This is a genomic window from Psychrobacter sp. P11G5, assembly GCF_001593305.1.
Lineage (GTDB): Bacteria > Pseudomonadota > Gammaproteobacteria > Pseudomonadales > Moraxellaceae > Psychrobacter.
On sequence record NZ_CP012533.1, the window covers coordinates 1,710,103 to 1,732,381 of the forward strand.

Annotated in this window: 3 protein-coding genes and 2 pseudogenes; all 5 read left to right on the plus strand. The window is 48.9% G+C overall.

Going from position 1 to position 22,279, the window contains the following annotated elements:
* Nucleotides 1-275: 275 nt before the first annotated feature.
* The 5 genes and pseudogenes from AK825_RS07130 to AK825_RS07150 all read left to right on the plus strand — a co-directional run bounded on the left by AK825_RS07130 (nt 276) and on the right by AK825_RS07150 (nt 22,042).
* On the plus strand, nt 276-8,024 hold the full coding sequence (locus tag AK825_RS07130) for a SpvB/TcaC N-terminal domain-containing protein (protein WP_068035797.1): 7,749 nt from the start codon (nt 276-278) through the stop codon (nt 8,022-8,024).
* A 247-nt stretch (nt 8,025-8,271) separates the two neighbouring features.
* Entirely contained in the window at nt 8,272-17,592 is a 9,321-nt protein-coding gene (locus AK825_RS07135) for a neuraminidase-like domain-containing protein (RefSeq protein ID WP_068035799.1), read from the plus strand.
* A gap of 1,249 nt (nt 17,593-18,841) precedes the next feature.
* A pseudogene (locus tag AK825_RS07140) lies at nt 18,842-19,114 on the plus strand (IS3 family transposase); the annotation flags it as partial.
* A 144-nt stretch (nt 19,115-19,258) separates the two neighbouring features.
* Nucleotides 19,259-20,260, plus strand: a pseudogene (locus AK825_RS07145) (IS3 family transposase); the annotation flags it as partial.
* A gap of 165 nt (nt 20,261-20,425) precedes the next feature.
* A complete protein-coding gene (locus AK825_RS07150; RefSeq protein WP_068035803.1) occupies nt 20,426-22,042 on the plus strand; it encodes an NAD(P)/FAD-dependent oxidoreductase in 1,617 nt (538 codons plus the stop codon).
* Nucleotides 22,043-22,279 lie beyond the last annotated feature (237 nt).

The following is a 22,279-nucleotide window of genomic DNA, read 5'->3' on the forward strand; positions in this document are numbered from 1 at the left end:
TTATGCTTATATCTAAAGGGTTTAAGGTATGTTTAGGGTGGTATAGGATAAGATAGAAAAACAGGGATAACTAAGATTAATGGTAAATGAGGAAGGAAATAAATATATAAGTTGTTGATAAATATAGTTTATTTTTTTCAATCAAAAGTATTAAAAGGTTGTTTTGTGTGCTAACTTTATAGGTGAACCAAGTAGACTTAATTCTGTATTAAGAGATACTTTAAGAAATTGCTCATTTTGAGCTGAGCTGCTCTTAAAGTTATACGAGGTGATTTATGCCTGACTTTAAAGAGACAACTTCATCCTCTGTAGACAATGGTGGAGCCGATAACGCACAAGGAACCGATCAGCGGCAAGGCTCTGCTCCTACGATCTCACTTCCTAAAGGTGGCGGTGCGATTCAGAGTATTGGAGAGAAGTTTGCTACTAACCCAGTGACAGGTACAGGTTCTATGTCTGTGCCAATCGCGACCAGCCCTGGTCGCTCTGGCTTTGGTCCTCAGCTCGCTCTTTCTTATGATTCTGGCTCTGGTAATGGAGTTTATGGTTTCGGCTGGACGCTTCCATTACCGTCAATCACGCGCAAAACAGCAAAAGGCTTACCGCGATACCATGACGCCGAAGAATCTGATATTTTCCTGCTCTCTGGTGCAGAAGATCTAGTACCGCTATTGGAATCAGATGGTAAGCGCTTTGAAGCATCTGTGTCAGGTTATCTCATTCATAGGTATCGTCCTCGCATTGAAGGTTTATTTGCACGCATCGAACGTTGGACTCGGCTGAGTGACGAAGATGTGCACTGGCGCTCGATATCCAAAGACAATATTTTGACCCTATATGGCAAGGATACCAACTCCCGAATAGCTGATCCTGAGGATGCTGGCCGTACTTTTAGCTGGCTGATCTGCGAAACTCGCGACGATAAAGGCAATGCCATTCAGTACGGGTACAAATCGGAAGATGGAGTCGGGGTCGATTTAACCCAAGCGCACGAAAGCAACCGAGGCGATCATAATGATCCTCGACGCACAGCCAACCGTTATCTAAAACGTATTCATTACGGCAATCGGACATCGTTGTTGGATGATACAGGATCTCGGCCGCTATTTTTGAGTGAGGCACAGATCCAGAATGCTGGTTGGATGTTTGAGGTGGTTTTCGATTATGGAGAACACGATACTGACATACCCACGCCAAAAGGTATTAAGCCGTGGGTCTTTCGCGACGATCCTTTCTCAACCTATCGCGCCGGCTTTGAGGTACGCACCACGCGACTGTGTCAGCGGGTGCTGATGTTTCATCATTTTGAAGACGAGGAGAGCGTGGGTAATAATTGCCTAGTACGTTCCACCGACTTCACTTACTCCCACGAGCAAGATCCGTCCAGCGCCTCTAATCCTATTTATACCTTTCTGCGCACCTTTACACAAACAGGGTATAAGCGCGAGGGTAACGGCTACAAAAAGCGTAGCTTACCACCGGTAGAGTTTGAATACACCAAGCCCATCGTGCAGGACACGATAGAGGAAGTCGATTCTAAAAGTCTTGAAAATATTCCAATGGGTCTGGATGGCACAAGCTACCAATGGACAGATCTGCACGGTGAAGGTCTCCCTGGTATTCTGGCTGAGCAAGCTAATGCTTGGTATTACAAGCGTAATATCAGCCCGATCAGCGCTCGATCAGTTGAGTTCGCACCACTTGAGCGTGTCGCTTTAAAGCCTAACCTCGCCCTGGCTAGTGGCGCACAATTCATGGATCTCGCCGGAAACGGTGAGCCGGACCTAGTGATGCTGGGTGGTCCAATGCAGGGCTTTTATAAGCACGACGTCGCTGAGAGCTGGCAACCTTTTCGGCCGTTCACATCTCGCCTTAATCGTGCCATGCGTGATCCTAACCTAAAATTTATCGACCTTAACGGTGACGGTCATGCTGATGTGCTTATTACTGAAAATGATGCTTTCGTTTGGCATTCGTCGCTAGCGGAGGAAGGGTTTGGTCCAGCCATGCGTGTTGCTCAAGTGCTGGATGAGAACAAAGGTCCTCGTATCGTTTTTGCCGATGGCACGCAGTCCATCTACTTGGCTGATTTGAGCGGCGATGATCTTACTGATCTAGTGCGTATCCGTAACGGTGAAGTTTGCTACTGGCCGAATTTGGGCTACGGCCGTTTTGGCGCTAAAATTATCATGGATCAGGCACCATGGTTCGATCATAGCGATCAGTTTGATCAAGCACGCATCCGGCTGGCTGATATTGACGGCAGTGGCACCATCGACATCATCTATCTGCACCGCGATGGCATACGCTTGTACTTTAATCAGTCGGGCAATAGCTGGAGCACAGTGCAGGTGCTGCGTGTTTTCCCGCGTATAGACGACTTGGTCAATATCGTGCCTATCGATCTGCTCGGCAATGGCACTGCTTGTCTAGTCTGGTCGTCGCCGCTGCCCGGAGATGCAGGTCAGCCGATGCGTTATATCAATTTGATGGGTGAACAAAAACCCCATCTGCTCATTAAGACTGTCAACAACCTCGGCGCGGAGACTCGCATCCAGTACGTGCCTTCTACGAAATTCTATCTACAAGACAAGTACGCTAGCAGACCCTGGATCAGCCGATTGCCATTTCCGGTGCACGTAGTTGAGCGCGTCGAGACGTATGACCACATCAGCCACAACCGCTTCGTCACACGCTACGCCTATCATCACGGCTATTTTGACGGTGAGGAACGTGAGTTTCGCGGTTTTGGGATGGTTGAGCAGTTTGATACGGAGGAGCTCGCCGCCCTGACAACAGACGGTACATTGTCCGCAGCAACCAACATAGATGGCGCTTCTCAAGTGCCTCCGGTGCACACCAAAACCTGGTTCCATACCGGTGTCTATCTAGGCCGTGAGCATTTATCTGACTTTTTTGCGGGTCTTCTCGATACACATGATACCGGCGAGTACTACCGCGAACCGGGGCTGACCGATGCGCAAGCTAAGGCACTGCTGCTCCCAGATACTATATTGCCCTCGGGTTTGACTCTTGAAGAAGAGCGCGAGGCCAGCCGCTCGCTCAAGGGGGTCATGCTGCGTCAGGAGGTCTACGCTCTCGATAACACGCCCGAGGATATACATCCTTACACAGTCATCGAGCAGAACTTTACCATTCACCCTTTGCAATCTCGCCATGACAACCGCCACGCGGTCTTCTTTACTCATCCACGTGAGGTCATCAGCTACCACTACGAGCGTAATCCGGCTGATCCTCGTATCCAGCACGCACTTACACTAGAAGTAGATGATTTTGGCAATGTGCTCAAGCAAGCCGCTATCGGTTATGGCCGCCGTGAAATTATCCGCATTGTCGATGAGCATGGGCAGGTGACGACGGTCCCAAATCCTAGCCTGGCAAAACTTGATTTGGACGATCGCAAGAAGCAGACGCAAACGCTCATCAATTATACCGAAAATCGTGTTACTAATACCATCGATGCCGTCAATGTGTTCGATAACTACCGTACGCCGCTTCCAGCTGAAGTGCGTAGCTATGAATTGACCGGTTTCAAGCCGCAAAATAACGGTGTACGCTTCAGCTTTGACGAGTGGACACGCAATGATTTCACTGTGTTGTTATCTGCTGCACAAATCCCTTATGAGCAGCAAGCAGATCATAGCAGTCAACAAAAACGGCTTATTGAACACGTTCGCACCCTCTATCGCAAAGATGATCTGACGGTGCTGCTACCGCTTGGTGAAGTTGAACTGTTGGCCCTGCCTGGCGAGAGTTATCAGCTTGCCTTTACGCCAGGGCTGTTAGCACAAGTTTTCCGACGTGACGGCCAACCACTACTTTCAAATCCTGCTGATGTACTTGGTGGTCAAGGCACCGACCGTGGCGGCTACGTCGATCTAGATGCTGATGGGCATTGCTGGATACCTTCGGGACGTGTATTTTTGTCACCGAACAGTACAGATACACCAGTTCAAGAGTTGACCTATGCTCGCCAGCACTTTTTCCTACCGCATCGCTCCCGCGATCCGTTTCATACTAGTGAAGTCAGCACCGAGAGTGTCATTATTTATGACGACTATGACCTGTTGATGCTGGAAACCCGCGACGCTTTAGGTAACTGCGTTACCGTGGGTGAGCGTTTGCCTAGCGGCGATCTTGATCTCACTAACCTTGGTAACGACTATCGAGTACTGCAACCACGGCTAGTAATGGACCCTAACCGTAACCGTACCGAAGTAACCTTCGATATTCTCGGTATGGTGGTAGGCACGGCAGTGATGGGCAAGCCAGAGGAAAGCTTGGGTGACTCGCTGGATGGTTTCATCACCGATCTAACGGATGCTGAAATTCACGATCACATTGCTAATCCGCTCGCCGATCCACACGCTATTCTGGGACGAGCTACGACGCGGCTGACTTATGATTTGTTCGCTTATCAGCGCAGCAAGGAGCAGGCCGAGCCGCAACCTGCTGTGGTCTATACAATGGCAAGGGAGACCCACGATGCTGATCTACAAATCGGTGAGCAGACGAGGATCCAGCATAGTTTCTCCTACTCTGATGGCTTTAGCCGTGAGATCCAAGGGAAAATTCAGGCTGAGTCCGAGAAAGTTAACGGAATCGCTGGCCCACCACGCTGGGTTGGTAGTGGCTGGACTATCTTTAACAATAAAGGTAAGCCAGTTCGTCAGTACGAGCCGTTCTTCACCGACACCCATCATTTCGAATTTGGGGTACAGGTTGGCGTCAGCCCAATTCTATTCTACGATCCGGTTGAACGCGTTGTGGCCACGCTACATCCTAATCACACTTACGAGAAAGTGGTGTTCGATCCGTGGCAGCAAATGACCTGGGATGTTAATGACACCGTGCTTAGCGATCCGCGCGTCGACGCCGATATTCGGGGCTACACTACTAGTTATTTTGATAGCGCACAGCAGTGGCAGACTTGGCACGCGCAGCGTGAAAGTGGCGCACTTGGGCAGCAAGAGCAGGCAGCTGCGCGTAAGGCAGCGGCTCATGCCGATACTCCGGCGAGGGCTTTTCTCGACACGCTGGGACGACCCTTCCTCACTACTAGTCACAACAAAGTGGCGGCTCCAGGCCATGACCTTGATGACATGGAAGATAAATTTCACAATCGTGTCGAGCTGGACATCGAAGGCAACCAACGTGCTGTGCGCGACGCGATTGTGCAGGACGGCGACGGTCAAGGCCGTATCGTTATGCGCTATAGCTACGATATGCTCGGTACCGTTATTTACCAAGCCAGTATGGAAGCGGGTGAACGCTGGATGCTGGGCGATGTGGCCGGGCAACCGATTCGCGCTTGGGATAGTCGAGATCATGAATTTCGCTCCACCTACGATGCGCTGCGGCGGCCTGTCGGGTCATACTTGGTCGAGGGCACAGAGCCAGAGATACTGGTGGGGCGCACGGTTTATGGCGAGAACCAACCTGACGCGGAAACCAATAACCTGCGAGGGCAGGTTGTTCAAATTTTTGACCAAGCGGGTGTCGTTACTAATTCTCGATTCGATTTCAAAGGCAACCCACTACATAATCAGCGTCAACTCGCCCAAGAATACAAAAAAGCACTCGATTGGTCGACTGCTGTGCCGTTGGAAGCAGATATCTTCAACAGCAGCAGCAAGTACGATGCACTGAATCGCTCAACGGAAACGACTGCGCCTGACAATAGTGTTATTCGCCACATCTATAATGAAGCCAATCTGCTAGAACGGGTCGACGCTAACTTGGGTGGCAACACCATTGCCACCCCGTTCGTGACTAATATCAACTACGACGCCAAGGGCCAACGCCAGCGTATCGACTATGGCAACGGCACCAGTACCACGTATGAGTACGACCCGCTGACATTTCGCTTAACCAGTCTACGAACGCGACGCGGTGCCGAATCGCTTCAGGACTTGAATTACACCTACGATCCGGTCGGTAACATCACCCAAATTCGTGACGATGCTCAGCAGACAATTTTCTTTCGCAACCAGCGCGTTGAGCCCAGCAATGAGTATACCTACGATGCACTTTACCGTCTGATCGAGGCCACTGGGCGTGAGCATCTGGGCCAGGGTGGCACGCCGATCCCGCATTCCCAAAACGACAGCCCACGCACGGGCCTGAAGAGCGGCAATGTGCCGAGCCAGTTCGGACCCAACGAGGTGTCGGCCATGGGCACCTATATTGAGCGCTACGTTTACGACGCCGTAGGCAATTTCCTCGAGATGCAACACCGCGGCAGCGCCCCGATGCATGCTGGCTGGACGCGGGGCTACCGATATGCCGAAGCCAGCCAGCTGGAGCCCGGCAAGCAAAGCAACCGGCTGTCGGCCACAACACTGGGCAACGGTAATCCGCTCACCGAGACCTACAGCGACGATGGCGACGGCTACGACGTCCACGGTAGTATGCTGCGCATGCCCCACCTCACCCTGATGCGATGGGACTACCGCGACCAGCTGCAGGCTACGGCACGGCAGGTCAACAACGGCGGTGCGGTCGAAACGACCTGGTACGTCTACGACGCTACCGGGCAGCGTGTGCGCAAGCTGACTGAGCTAGCCAATGGGCAGCTCAAGCAGGAGCGGATCTACCTCGGCGGCTTTGAGATATTTCGTGACTACAAGGCCGATGGCAGCGTCAAGCTGGAGCGCGAGACACTGCATGTGATGGACGACCAGCAGCGGATTGCTCTGGTGGAGACGCGTACGCGGGGCGACGATGGTTCAGATACACAACTGACTCGGTATCAGTTTAGCAATCATCTGGGATCGGCCAGTTTGGAGTTGGATCATGAGGCGAAGATTATTTCCTACGAGGAATACACGCCGTATGGCAGTACGTCCTATCAGGCGGGGCGTTCGCTGGCAGAAGTAAAAAGAAAACAATATCGGTATACGGGGATGAAGCGCGATGAGGAGAGTGGGTTTAGTTATCATTCGGCGCGCTATTATCTGCCTTGGTTAGGTAGATGGGCTAGCGCTGATCCGGCTGGGTTGGTGGATGGTGGGAATTTGTATTTATACGCAAGGAATAGCCCAACTGCTCTAGTGGATCTGTCAGGTACTCAGTCGGTAAATTTTGCCGACCCAGGGCTTCCACAAATATCAGATCGAGAAGTTTACGCAGATTTGAATAAAATACATGAACAAGAATCCGAGAGAAGAAAGCGAGTAGCTAGAGTACCGAGATTGTCGTTTGCTAAAAGATTACAAAAAGCTAGGATCCGTACACCAGAGGGTCGTGGTAGAGATGCAAGTGCTGTATGGGACTCTCAAGATAACAAGTATTTCTATGCGCATGAGAAAGAAAAGGTGTTTGCCTTCTTTGAGCAACGAACTAAGCAGAACATGAAAAAAAACAAGACTATTACCGACCAGGATGCCTACAGCAACTGGGTCGCAAGCGGTCGAAATCGTATTTTCGAACTCAATGCCTCGGCTATCGGAATTGGCTTATCTGGTGCTCGTAGAGGGCTATTGCTAGGCCTGGAACTTGGTAGTCAAATAGGAGTGGCTGGCAATGACATAAGAGGATGCGTTGGTGAAATGGACGGCTCCTGCCTTTCGGCAGCAGTGAATGTGGGCTTTCTCGCTATGGAGGCACCTCTGCTCAGACGAAGTAGAGACGTAGGCCCAGTCGTCGGAGGCCCGACGCAGAAGGCAATTGGTGCGGAAGACCTATTTTCTAACCCCGAAACCCATCTCAGTGGAAAAGGTGTAAGAGAAATTCAGGAGATTCTCGGAACGAACTGGGACTTTACAAAGGAATATGGCAAGAGTAAGTCGAGACCCGGGCGGTCAGCGGCACTAATCTTCGTAGATAGAGAAACAAACGCACAGATAATCGTCAACTACGGTGGCGGTAGGCATACTTCTGGCGTTCTTCCATATCCGCAGTACTACAAGTTGACTGCAAGCAACTACCCGAGCACAAAGCTGATCGGAAGAGGCGTAGCTGTTGAAAGAAATGAAAAGAAGCGAATTCTCTATTTCTATTGAATCCTACCAGGCGATGAGCTGTCGAACCTCGAAGTCAGGATATCTATCGATCAGTCGCGGCTACAAGACCCATCGTTCACGATAGAGAGAAAAATGAAGAGGTGGGGCGAACTCAATTGATTTATTGGAAGGTGAATAGCTAAGCAAATACGCGTTATTAGACATGCGAACCAGGATTCACTTTTGGGACAGCAGGACCAGTAAGTAAAGAGCAGGAATTCAGAAAATCAACCAGAGGATCCAGGCCATGAACGCAATCACTTTTCCACTAAAGCTACAAATGAAGCGCCCAGAAGTGGGTGACCTACAAGACGCGCTACGACTGCTGCTGGAACGTAGCGTCCTGCTAGCCAACGATGAGACGGCTAGACACAAACTGTCCGAGACGCTCAAGAGCGAGCGCACGGCGCAGCGCTATGGTAAAGCCACACGCCAGCTCGTCAGTCATTTTCAGGAAGAGCAGAAGATTCGGCCAACCGGGGAGGTGGATGAGCTCACGGCCAACGCACTTAATGCATTGTTAGTTAAATTGGACCCTGAGGTACGCGGCCGGGTCACGCAACCCAATGGCAACCCTATCCCACGTGCTCGCGTGCAGGTCATTTACAAAAGACTTTTGGCTAAGGATGATGTGATTCTGGGCGAAACGAATACGGATACTTCAGGGCAATACGAAGTACGCTACGTGCCGAGACCGAAAGGCGCTCCTGATCTCCTTGTGCGTGTCATAGATGCAGCCGACGAGGTAGTTGCTGAATCGCCGCTGATCATCGAAGCTGAAGATAAACTAACCGTCGATATCATCGTTGATCATGAATCCTACTCCGATCTGCCGGAGTTTGAGCAGCTGCAACAGCGGCTTGCTCCTTTCTTAGACGGTACCGATTCCGCTGAATTGGATCAAAAGTCCATCATGTATCTGGCTGGCAAAAGCCGGGTCAATCCGGTTTTCATTGCCTATCTAGTGAAAGCAAACCGTTTGTCGAAAGCGACGAAGATCGAGCCGGAAGCCTTTTACGGCTTACTAAGAGCGAACCAGCCCATGAGCCTTTCTGCCCTGGTCGCTCAGGATGAGAGCGTCCTGCGGCAGGCTCTCGAAGAAGCGTCAAAGGCCAATGTCATCAGCAAGAAAGTTGCCGATAAATTGGAACACGTTCTGAAATCCCTGATGAAGCAACGGGTTGATCTGCTCCTGCAGCAACCTGAATTGCCGGTTGGTTCCACCTCCTTGGGTGGCATTCTTACAGTTGCCGACATTGATGACAGGCAGAAGCGTGCCTTCGCTCAAAGGTTCGCCGCTACCCATAGCACGAGCCAGGCCTTCTGGGATGAGCTGGCCACGGATCACAGATTCGACGAAACCGCGATCGACTCGGTCAAACTGGCTATCAAGTTGGGCACCCTCACGCGAAACAATTCCGCTATTATGAAAAGCTTGCACCGGCAGTTGAGCGAGGATCGGCAGGGCTTGCGAGGACTTATCGGCCGCAACCAAGAGGAATGGTTGCGCGAGATCCGGTTGCACACCGATCAGGAGGGCAAAGTAATGCTGCCACCAGACCTGCCTAAGATCGATGGCGAAACGTCGGAAATGACCTACGCACGGACAATGGCCGATCTGATCGAAGCAACTTATCCAACACCATCGGTTGCAGCAGTTTTGGGTCGCAGTGATTTTGACGGTGCGGATGAGGTCAAGACATTTTTAAGCCGACACCACAACATCGAGTTGCGCGACCAGAACGTGCGGGTCTTCTTGGACGCCAACGACATCCAAGTCGCCGATAGCCTGCGCGACCGGCTATTTGACTTCAAACGGGTTTTCGATTTGGCGCCAGCGGTCGGTCGCTATGAGGCTATGCGTGCGCTACTCAAAAATGGAGACACTTCCGCATACAGAATCCGCAAAATGGGGAAGACGGCATTCTACGCCCGTTATGGGCCCGTAATGGGCGAAGACGTTGCCAAGCGCGTTTATCAGGCCGCCAGCCAGAAATCGGCCATGGCCACAGCGTTGTTTGCCGCTTACTCTCCGCTACTCAACAACTTGGGAATGAAGGTACTACCCGAAGGTAATCTTAGGATTTTCTCAGGCGAGGGCGGCGCAAGTGCTGGGAGAGCTGATGCCAATCCAGAAGTAGATCTTCCGACCTGGGAGAAGCTCTTCGGCAGTATCAGTTTTTGCGCATGCGAGCACTGCCGGTCGGTCTACAGTCCGGCAGCTTATCTAGTCGATCTCTTGGCCTTTCTCCGAGATCGCAAGAAGGACGGGAGGACCGCGCTCGAGGTGTTATTCTTGCGCCGCGGCGACATTGGTAAGATTGAGTTGAACTGTCACAATACCAATACTACCTTGCCTTATGTGGATCTGGTGATCGAGGTGATGGAGCACTTTTTAGCCAGCGCCGCCGTAAATACAAATGCCAATTGGTGGGATGAAAACGAGGTTCCCCAAACCTTTGGCGAGAGGGAAGATTTGCGGGTCCACCCTGAGAACATTGTTGCGGCGGCCTATGGGTTACTCCAGAACAGGGACTACCCATGGACGTTGCCTTTTAATCTGTGGGCGGCGGAGATGCGCTCCTATTTGGAGCCATTGGGCGTCAAGCGTACCGAGATCATGGGTATATTAAATCCCCATTCCCAAGGTTCTTTCCCTGCAACGCTTCGCACCGACATCGCTGCAGAAGCGCTGGGTCTGATTCCCCGTGAATGGAGCATCATCATTGGTTCGCAGGCCGAAGGCCTGGCTGGGTGGGGTAGCGAACTCGCTCCCGCCACCATCGAGGAGTTGCGAAATGTCAAGTCGCTGATGCGCAAGGGAAGCCTCGCCTACTTGGAGGTGCGGCGTTTGCTGGATACCAAATTTGTCAATGCCAATGGGGATTTGGAGATCGAGTTTGCTAGCGACCATTGCGATCTCGACCATGCTACTATTCCGATGATGATGGAGGAACCGCACGCCGACAGTATACACCGTTTCATGCGCCTCCAACGTAAGCTGGGCTGGAACATCCTCGATTTAGACGCAGCGATCCATGTTCTGGGAACAGATACCCTCGACGATATGCTTCTACGGCGTCTGGCAGTGCTCCGGGAACTGCACGACACCTTCGGAATGCCGCTCCTGACTCTACTGAGCTGGTGGGGTCCTATCGATACGACCCAGCGCAAGAACGACGAGGGAGAGGAACAGCCTTCGCTCTACGACCGGCTATTTCTCAACAAGTCGATCGGCGACCAGGACGACATGGAGGTCTTTACCCTTAACAATGGTTTGGACGAATTGGCCAATACCAATTCGACCCTTGAAGATGAGGAATCGGCAATCCTGGCGGCACTCGGGCTAACTTCGGCCTCGGAACTGGACTTGATCATTCAGAAACGTGGAATCGACGGGGCACTGAATCTAGCGAATCTGAGCGAGCTTTATCGAGTGGTCACCATGGCCAAAGCCCTGAGGCTGCCGGTGGCCGATCTGCTCCACTTTATCGATCTGACCGGTTTGAATCCGTTTGCCTTGGAAAATCTAGAGGGCCTTTCACATGGATTTCTGGATGTTCTGGCGGTAGTCAGCGCTTCCGATTCCACACTGTCTGAACTGGCCTATATCCTGAACCACGATTCTAAAGAAGATAGCTTGTTCGCCAGAGGGAGCGAGGCCATTGGCGACTTCCTGTTCCGCTTGCGCACAGGGCTGAAAAAACTCGAAGCGGACTATCTTCTTGTCAAAGACCCAGTCTTGCCGGGATTGATGACGACGGCTCCCGATCCAGTGGGCAAACGTACCCGCCTTCGGCTGGCCAAGCTGGTGCCCGAATCAATGCTGGATCGGGTAATGGGGATCATTGTCGGGACGCCGGATACGCAGCTTCCTGAAGGAACACTTGATCGAAACGCTATCATCGATCAGTACTTCGACGTCTTCATCGACGATCTCGTGGCATTCAAGGATCAATTCATCAATGATGGGTCGGCTACTTACTTGGATCCCAGCATTCAGCTTGCAGAAAGATTCCATACTGTTCTGGACCCGCTCACCCGCTTTCTTCTCAAGACCGACAGCATCGCTCTGGTGCAACAGTCGTTTGCCGATCTGCTGGACATTGACCTCCGGGCCAGTGTACAACTATTGGGTAGTTCCATCAAAGCCATAACTGATGCTACTCAATCAGCCAGTGCGATATTCCTGGATGACACCTTTGTTGGTAGCACTCATGCACCCCTAGCTGAGACCGCCTTCGCGGACCAGTATCAGATGGTGCGACGATTGCAAAAGATCGCCCTGATTCTCAACCAACTTGATATTCCTTCCGACGAAGTGCGTTGGCTGGTCGAAGAGGCCCCTCAGTTGGGCTGGTTAGATCTCAATACTCTCCCTATTGATGCCAGTGAACCTGACCCGGAACGCTTCCAGTCATGGTTGCGTATGGCCCAGTTTGCTTGGCTGAGAACACAAATCCCAATCGGAGAGACATCGCTGTTCACGCTTCTGCGCACCGCTCATTCCGGCCAGGATGAGAATGGAAATGCAATCGAGTTTGGTCAATTTATCACTGGTTTACACGCCGCTACCGGTTGGAATCAGACTGATATCGAGACCTTACTGGACGTCGATCACCTTAACCTCTCCTTCAACAATCACTTCACCGGTCAACAGGCTCTGGAACATCTTCTCAGGCTTTATCGGGCGATTGAGCTTCTGCAACGGCTAGGCGTCTCCGCCAAACTAGCCTGGACCTGGGCAGCACCAGAAGTCACTCGCGAGACCACCAACGAAGTTAAGCAGGCCGCCCGGGCTAAGTTCAGTGTCGAGAAATGGCCGTCCGTCGCCAAGCTGATCCGCGATGGGTTGCGTCTGCACCAGCGGAATACCTTGGTCGATGCTGCCCTGACAATCGCCGGCAATGATGATATTTCGGAAATCGCACATATCTACGCTTACTTCCTGATGGATGCAGAGATGAATCCCTGCATGTTGACTTCACGCATCAAACTGGCAATCAGCTCGGTTCAGCTCTTTGTGCAGCGCTGCCTGATGAACCTGGAGCCAGGCGTGACCCTTGACGATGAAGCTGCCAGCCAATGGCAATGGATGAAAAACTATCGGGTCTGGGAAGCGAACCGTAAGATTTTTCTCTATCCCGAAAATTGGATTGAGCCGGAATTACGGCTGGAAAAGTCATCCTTCTTTGAGGATTTGGAAAACGAACTGCTGCAAAACGACGTCACCTCTGAAACAGCTGAAACAGCCTTTCTAAATTATCTGGAGAAACTAGACGAGGTTGCCAGACTGGAAGTCTCCAGTGTATACAACGATGAGGAAGAAGCCGGCACGTTATACGTATTAGGACGCACCAAAAATATCCCTCGCAAGTACTTTTACCGCCGCTGGAAAAACCGCCGCCGCTGGACTCCGTGGGAATCTGTGCCAGTCGATATCGAAGGTGAAAACGTCTCTATTACCCGCCACAACCGCCGCCTTTATCTTTTCTGGTTTATGACGACGGAAAGGGCGGACACGAGTAAAAATGGACAAGTCAAGGTGCCAGAGGTCGGGGATAAACAATATTCGATAGATAGACCGTATAGGTATCTGGAAATAAAACTAGCCTGGAGTCAATACGATCATGGAAGTTGGTCTCCAAAAAAACTTTCCAATTCTTCCATAGACACAGAGTCAACAACTTTCTCTGGGCTAAAAGGAATAAAGAATCCCAAATGGTTGTCGGTCTGGTTTCGGCCTCGCCCTCTTAAAAACGAAAAAGGCCAACTGAAAATAGCGGTAGAACAAATTGAGTTTAAGGTTGATAGCGATACTCCGGTTTCTGAGCCCCAGTTGAACAGTTCTTGGCTTCAATCGGGTCGTTGTTTTCTATTTGAAGATAGTGGTCGCTTGGAGATTGAAGAAAAGAACGAGGAAGTAGTGGACTCCTATCTAGAAGAGTACCGGTCGGATGCCCTGCTCGCACTTAAAAACCCTCAGGAAGCACTTGTCCCCGTATTACTTGGAAGTCGCGCAGACTTGATTGTACCGCCGCTTCAGTATACGCAATATACTTCCCAATCACCGTTATTCTACGAGAATGGCAACCGGATTTACGTAATCGTCCCTATTGGTGCTATTCATCCGAAATTACCTGATTTTACTCTGCCAACTGCTGATGCTCCGGTCCTTGTAGCTTTAGCCCATTCAGAGCGAAGAGTTCCTAATCGATTTCCTTTCAGAAGCGTTGATTTGTCGTTCGCGGAGAGGTCAAACTCATTATTTGCAACAGGAGCGTTCACTGTAAGTGGTCTGAGTGTGGTCCGAAAGCCTTTGACCGCGACGAATTCAATACTTGCCGTCAACTTCTTTGGTAAAGATAGCTCAACGCACTCAACGCCAACGGAGGAAGATGATGACACAGCCTTCGGCATCGGGGAAAACATACTCACCGCGTTTGGATTAGGCTTTCTCGGCGAGCCGCTGAAGGTCAAGGAAGTGACCAGCGTCACTCCGAAGTATCGTTTCCATATCCACTATCACCCGTACGTAAGCGACATCATCAAACAGATCTATTCTCGAGGAATCGAAGGGTTGTTGAATCCGGCAGAGAATGGTGGCGGTGACGATTTGCGACGCCAGCTCAAGCGAGAGTTGCCTGGGACAGAGTTTGGCGAGATATTCCAGCTGAAGCCTTCGGTTGACCAGTCCAATCCGCCCGTTGAAGAGTTCGACTTCTCCTATACAGGTGCTTACGCACTTTACAATTGGGAGTTGTTCTTCCATGCTCCGCTTCTGATCGCGTCACGGTTGAGCGCCAACCAGCAGTTCGAAGCCGCCCAGAAATGGTTCCACTACCTTTTCGACCCCACTGACGTTTCAAACCTGTCTTCAGCCGATACCCCCTACCGCTACTGGAAGATCAAACCCTTTTTTGAGAACCGAGGCCTAGAGAATATTCGTGCGTTGCTTGGGATTCTAAGCTCGAATGACGCACAGGATCAGGCGAAAAGGGGCGCGCTTGAAGCCCAGGTCGCTGACTGGCGTGACAATGCCTTCCAGCCCCATCGTATAGCCGAACAGCGTCTGGTTGCCTACCAGAAGACCATCGTGATGAAGTATCTCGATAATCTCATCAATTGGGGCGATTCCCTTTTTCGACGCGATAGCATTGAGTCGATCAATGAAGCGACTCAGCTTTACATTCTGGCATCTCAGATTTTGGGCGACCGCCCAGAAACCTTGCCGGAACTACGAGGCGATCAAAAGATCGACGGGCAAATCATCAAGACCTTTGATGACCTTGAAGAGTATCTTGATCAATTTGGCAATGTCGTCGTCCAGATTGAAAACGAGTTGCCTGCTCCTATGGATGTCTCAGATTCGCCTATGAGCGAGGTTGCCACGGTCGATATCCTTGGCTCATCATTCTTCTTCTGCGTGCCTAGGAACGAGAAGCACCTGCGCTACTGGGACATCATCGCAGATCGCCTGTTCAAGGTTCGCAACTGCATGAATACAAAGGGGGACGTTCGCCAGCTCAGCTTGTTTGAGCTGCCCATTGATCGAGACCTGCTGACTAGGGCAACTGCGGCGGGCATCGATATTGGCAGCGTGCTGAAGGACATGAAAGCCCCGCGTCTGCAGTATCGTTACAGTATCTTGGTGCAGAAAGCTATTGAGTTTTGCAACGATGTCAAACAGCTTGGCGGTGCTTTGTTGGCGGCGCTCGAAAAGCGTGATGCCGAGAAATTGGCACTGCTACGCTCTAGTCACGAGGAACGACTCTTAAGTGCAATGCGCGATGTGCGACGTCTGCAACTCGAGGATGCGGATGCCGCTTTAGCAGGGCTGGAGAAGAATCTGGCGGCAAGTAGAGAGAGGCATCGCTTTTATGCGGAGCGAGTTCGTCGAATATCCGAAGAGACTGCTCAATTCGACCGGCTTGAAGAGGCGAATCATCTGGAACTGGGAGTAGCAGCAATTTCACTGGTAAAACAGGGAATGGCGGGCATTGTACCGAATGTCGAGATTGGAACTTCCGGCTTTGGGGGTTCGCCCGTCATAACCACTAAGGGTGGGCTAATGAATCTGGTCCATGGACTGGATGCAACCAGTCTCAATACTTCAGCCTTGGCACAGTGGGCAAATCGAGCGTCGAATATGTCTTCCATCACCGCTGGCTTTAAACGGCGCGATGAAGAGTGGGATTTCCAAGCTAATCAAGCAGCGACAGAAATTGAAGCCCTTGAAAAGCAACTGGAAGGGGCACGTCTGCGCATCGCAATTGCGGAACATGAACTGAAGAACCAGGAACGGCAAATTGCGCAGAACCGCGAAATGGATGATCTTATGCGATCGAAATTCACCAACGAAGAGCTCTACGGCTGGATGGTGGATCAGATCCGCTCTGTGTACTTCCAGAGCTATCAACTGGCCTATGAGATGGCCAATCGCGCTCAGCGGGCGTTCCAGTATGAACTGGCTGACTACGATGCCTCCTTCATAAATTTTGGTTATTGGGACAATCTGAAAAAGGGGCTTCTGGCCGGCGACCAGCTTCACTACGACCTGCGTCGCATGGAGACAGCCTACTTGGAGACCAACCGCCGAGAGTACGAGCTTACTAGGCACGTAAGCTTGCTCCAGGTGGACCCACTGGCGCTGATTCAACTGCGCACCACCGGTCGCTGCACCGTACGGCTTCCTGAGTCGCTATTCGATATGGATGGCCCAGGCCATTACTTCCGACGCATCAAGACCGTGGCGGTGAGCATCCCCTGCGTTACTGGCCCTTATGCCAGCGTCAACTGTACCCTGACGTTACTGAAGAGCAGCATCCGCAAGACACAAGTCCTGCGCGATGGTGTGTATGCCCGTGAGGGTGCGGAAGACGACCGTTTCAACGATAACTTCGGCAGCCTACAATCGATCGTCACCAGCTCCGCTCAGAACGACAGCGGGCTGTTCGAGACCAACCTGCGCGACGAGCGCTACTTGCCATTCGAGAACTCGGGTGTTGTTAGCGAATGGCAACTGCAATTGCCTGCTGATCCGAGTAAAGAAGACCCTGCGCAGTTTGATTATCAAACAATTAGCGATGTTATCTTACATATTCGCTATACAGCTCGAGAGGGTGGGAGCTTGTTGCGCAGCGGATCTATTGCATATATCAAGGAGCGCATCAGCGAAGCGCAAGCTGCTGGTTCGGTACGCCTGTTCTCTGTGCGTCATGAGTTCCCGACCGAGTGGGCTAGGTTTCAGAGCCAACCGGCGGATGCTGATCGCCACGAACTGACGCTCAATCTGCTTGCAGAACACTACCCGTTCTGGAGTCAGGGTCGGTTGAATAGTGTGAAGGAAGTGAAAATTCTGGCCAATACAAAAGCTAATGTAAAAGTGTCGAGCAACGATGGTGAGGGGACCACGCTAGATACGAGTGCTGCTCTAGGTAACTTGTTTGTTGGTAATCTGAAAGAAATAGGATTACCTGATAAGCCAGATAGCGAGTTGAAGCTCTTTTTTGACACCAACGTAATGTCAGATCTGTGGGTTGCAGTAACGTGGAGTGACCAGGAGTAACCTGCAGTTAATAGGCTCTTTCGCTTTAGGTGATTGATTATGATGGCTACTTTGAGGTTTATAAAGGACAAGTATTGGCGGGTAGCTAGGTAGTGAACTAGATTATAGCCTGTTTTTCACCGTCTTGAAGTTTACGTAGCTCTGTTAAATTATGGCGGAAGACACTTTGACGTAAAAGCTGAGTGTATTGAGTAGATTTTTTATACATAACAAAGCTCATCGCTTTAATATTTATAAAGTTTTTATTGATAATGCTGTACCCTGAAAAGCCATGATATTGCTACCTAAGAAGTAAGAGCTGTGTTATCAAACTACTTATTCTTCATGAGTGAAAGTTAAGCTTTATACTCTGATTTAATTAAAGTAGGTATATTCTAATCTCCTAAGAAGTGACTTTTGACTTCATTATGACGGTATATTGTTTTAGTGGTTAGCTCTATACCGTCATTCAACAAATACATAAAAGCAGATAAAGACTGATAAGCAACAAAAATTCCTGTAACCAAAGGGCTACAGGATTCCAAAGTGAGTTGAGAATATATTTTAAAGTGCGGCCTGTCAGAATTCAAAATATGACCTTAAGTCGTCAATAAATAAAGGTTTTATTGATTTGATCAATGAAAATACTGCAAGTAGAAAAATTCATGAATTGGATTTCACCTTTTGAAACCTTTGCAAAAGCTCTGTAAATGTAACTATTTCCTAAAATAATACAATGAGCGATAAATTGGATAACAACATCTGGTTCTGAGCCTTTAACGTGGTTGATGACTATAACCGTGAAGTGCTGGGTATTCATATTAGTATGAATATACTGTTGTTAAGAGCGATTCGTTACCTTAATCAGACTCCAATATTAATCAAGCCACCTGAGTATTTCTAAAAATGGTAGGAACCCGCTAAGACGTGCCAGCAAATGCCTAGTAGGTTTTTTTATGTATAACCAGGCCAATCGCTTTGATTTTCATAAAACTCTTATTGATAATGCTATACCTTGAAAACCATAATATTGCTACCTGAGAGGTAAGGGTTTTGTTATCAGGATACTTGCTCTACATGAGTAAAAGCTAGGTTTAATACTACGATTCAGTTGAAACGTTTCCATTCTAAGCCCTTAAAAAGTAACGTTAAATGTTGTTTCTTAAGGGCTTATCTTCTTATTATTTATCGGTCTGGTGGGATGTTGAGCTATGCTGAAGAAACCGTATAAGTAAACTTGGTAAACTAACGACTCGATGAGGAGTTTACCATGACTAAGAAAATTAGAACTTACAGCACGGAATTCAAAGCAGAAGCGGTTAAAAAAATTGCAGACAACAATGGTAATTTGAGTGCAACTGCTCGGCAGCTAGGCATCGCCATACAAACATTATCTAACTGGCATAATAAAGCCAATCAAGGCAAGCTTGCAGGAACTGTGCAGTATGATCCTGAGCTAATAGCTGTATTAGAAGAGAATAAACTTCTTAAACGTCAACTTACAGTGGCCGAAGAAGAACAAGAGATATTAAATGAGAAGGGATAAAGCGAAGCACTGCTTCGCCCCGACGCAAGATGAGAGCTATGCTCGAATGAGGCCACCGCGTACTTTGCAAATGAGGAACGTTAAGAAACAGTCTAGTAGCCTGTTTTAGTGACGCAAGACGTAGGGTTATGCCCGCAGTGACAGCTCGTGACGTACGCTTTTATAAAAAATAATAGACAGCTCTTTACTATCGCAAGCATATGTAAGGTCTTAGCTATTAAGTCATCAAGCTACTACGACTGGAACCGTCGTGATATCAGTGACCGGCAGATACACCGTAATCACTGTGAGCTATTGGTTAAAGCGGCACACAGTGAAGCTCATGAGCGCTATGGCATAGACCGACTACACGTTCATTTAAACGAACAAGGGCATAACATCAGCCAATACATGGTCAGAAGTATCAAAGGAGAGTGCGACATCAAATGCCGTCGTCACAAGTGCTTTAAAGTCATTACCAACTCCAACCATAATAAGCTTGTCTATCCAAACGTGCTGGATCAGAAGTTTGATGCTAAGCATCCTAATGAAGCGTGAGTCAGCGATATTACTTATATATGGACAAGCGAGGGCTAGCTGTACTTAGCTGGAGTTAAAGACTTATATACCAAAGATCTAGTTGGCTACGCTATCAATAAATGCATGACAGCAGATTTAGTATGCCGTGCACTCAGCATAGCCATCAAAAACAAACGATCCAGCCAAGGACTGATTGTGCACTCTGACAGAGGCATTCAGTATTGTAGCAATGAGTATCATAAGATCATCAAACAGTATAAGTTTACAGGCTCAATGAGTGGTAAAGACAACCACTACGGGCACAGTCCTCCGCCTTGTACTCGGGTAAGTGTCTCCCAGACACTTACTTTTCCTCGCTCATTTGAAAACCTGCCAATAGAGAATTTCTGGGGCATGTTGAAGAATGAGATTATGTATTACCAAGACTATAAAAAAAGGTTTACAGCGATCAACGAGATTACACAATATATCGAGCTTGAGTACAATGAGGGGCGATTAGCAAAGCACTGCTTTGCAGCAACGCAAGACAAGAGCTATGCTCGCAGTGGGACTAGAATTCAAAAGGGTTTGGGTTATAGATCGCCAAGACAAGTGTGGTTTGATTATTATCGTCAGGTTGCGTGACTAAAATCCCCAAGTTTAATTGTACGGATTTGACGGCAGGGGTCATTTTCAAACTACAATACAAATCCGTAAATTTACCCTGCATAAGTAAAATATTTATTCGCTTATTTGTATCAGTACCAGTAAAATGCGAGACTGTTTTCTACACTAGTTTATGAGTAACCAATGATACGTTTAACTGAAATTAAATTGCCATTAAATCATGCACCTGAAGATCTAACTACTGCTATAATGACAAAACTTAAAATTTCTGCTGAGCAAATGGCTTCATTTGTGATGTTTAAACGTGGTTATGATGCTCGTAATAAAAGAAATATCCAATTAATTTATACGCTAGACATCACACTTACCGACTTGGATTTAACCAATGATTTACTGGTTCAATTTGAGTCAGACAACCATGTTAAAGCAACACCAGACACAAGCTATAACTATGTTGGCCAAGCGCCAGAGAATTTAACTGAGCGTCCTGTTGTTATTGGTTTTGGTCCTTGTGGTTTATTAGCAGGACTCACCCTTGCTCAAATGGGTTTTAAACCTATCATTATTGAACGTGGTAATGAAGTAAGACAACGCACCAAAGACACCTTTGGCTTTTGGCGTCAACGTAAATTAAACACAGAATCAAACGTACAATTCGGTGAAGGCGGAGCAGGTACCTTTTCCGACGGTAAATTATATAGCCAAGTGAAAGATCCAAATCATTATGGCCGTAAAGTAATGACAGAATTTGTTAAAGCCGGCGCACCAGAGGAAATTTTATTTGTTAGTAAACCGCACATAGGTACTTATAAGTTAGTCAGCATGGTAGAAAAAATGCGTGCCGAGATCATAGAACTCGGTGGTGAAGTCCGTTTTGCTACTCGCGTAGACGACTTGCATATAACTGACTCAAAAGTAACTGGCGTGACACTTAATAGTGGCGAAACCTTAAAAACTAACCATGTTGTTCTTGCTGTTGGTCATAGCGCCCGAGACACTTTTGAAATGATCCATGATAAAGGCGTGTATGTTGAAGCAAAACCTTTCTCGATTGGTTTTAGGATTGAACATAAACAGTCAACCATAGACCAAGCACGCTTTGGTGACAATGCTGGAAACGAAATACTTGGCGCTGCGGATTACAAACTGGTTCATCACTGTAAAAATGGTCGTTCTGTTTATAGCTTCTGTATGTGTCCAGGCGGAACCGTTGTTGCCGCAACATCAGAAGAAGGCCGTGTTGTCACTAACGGCATGAGCCAATATTCAAGAAACGAACGTAACGCCAACAGTGCTATTGTTGTAGGCATCGACCCAGAGCGAGATTACCCAAACCACCCTCTTGCTGGTATCGACTTACAAAGAAAACTAGAAACCTTAGCGTTTGAATTAGGCGGCAAAGACTACAATGCACCAGCGCAAACCATTGGCGACTTCTTAAAAGGTAAACCAAATTCAGAATTAGGTGATGTTAACCCGTCTTACACACCGGGCATTACCTTAACCGACTTAAGCAAAGCACTACCTGATTTTGCCGTAGATGCCATACGTGAAGCCATTCCAGCGTTTAATAAAAAAATCCAAGGATTTTCATCTGACGACGGTTTACTAACTGGCGTAGAAACCAGAACATCGTCACCAATCAGCATTAAACGCAATAAAGAATTCCAAAGTATTAACACCAAAGGCTTATTCCCAGCAGGCGAGGGTGCTGGCTATGCAGGTGGTATATTATCAGCAGGGATTGATGGCATTAAAGTGGCCGAAGCCGTGGCAAAATCGATGTTGAACATAGAGTAAGAGTGGCTAAACCCGGATATTAAAATGCTTAACTAGATAAAAATATGTGATCGATAAAGCCCTTCAAGCTATGAAATATAAAGCTTGAAAGGCTTTTTTGTGTTTTTAGGGTGGTGGACTACTCTTGTTGACCTATGCTGTCAAACCTGTAGACATTCACTTGGTAGATTTTAGTTACGCAGCCTGATGCTGAAAGCTAACCCACATCTTTCTTGGCAATAGATAACCTAAACCCTT

Bases quoted from the DNA above. Each gene is read 5' to 3' on its own strand.
- AK825_RS07150 (WP_068035803.1), top strand. From the start codon at position 20,426: ATGATACGTTTAACTGAAATTAAATTGCCATTAAATCATGCACCTGAA.
- AK825_RS07135 (WP_068035799.1), top strand. From the start codon at position 8,272: ATGAACGCAATCACTTTTCCACTAAAGCTACAAATGAAGCGCCCAGAA.
- AK825_RS07130 (WP_068035797.1), top strand. From the start codon at position 276: ATGCCTGACTTTAAAGAGACAACTTCATCCTCTGTAGACAATGGTGGA.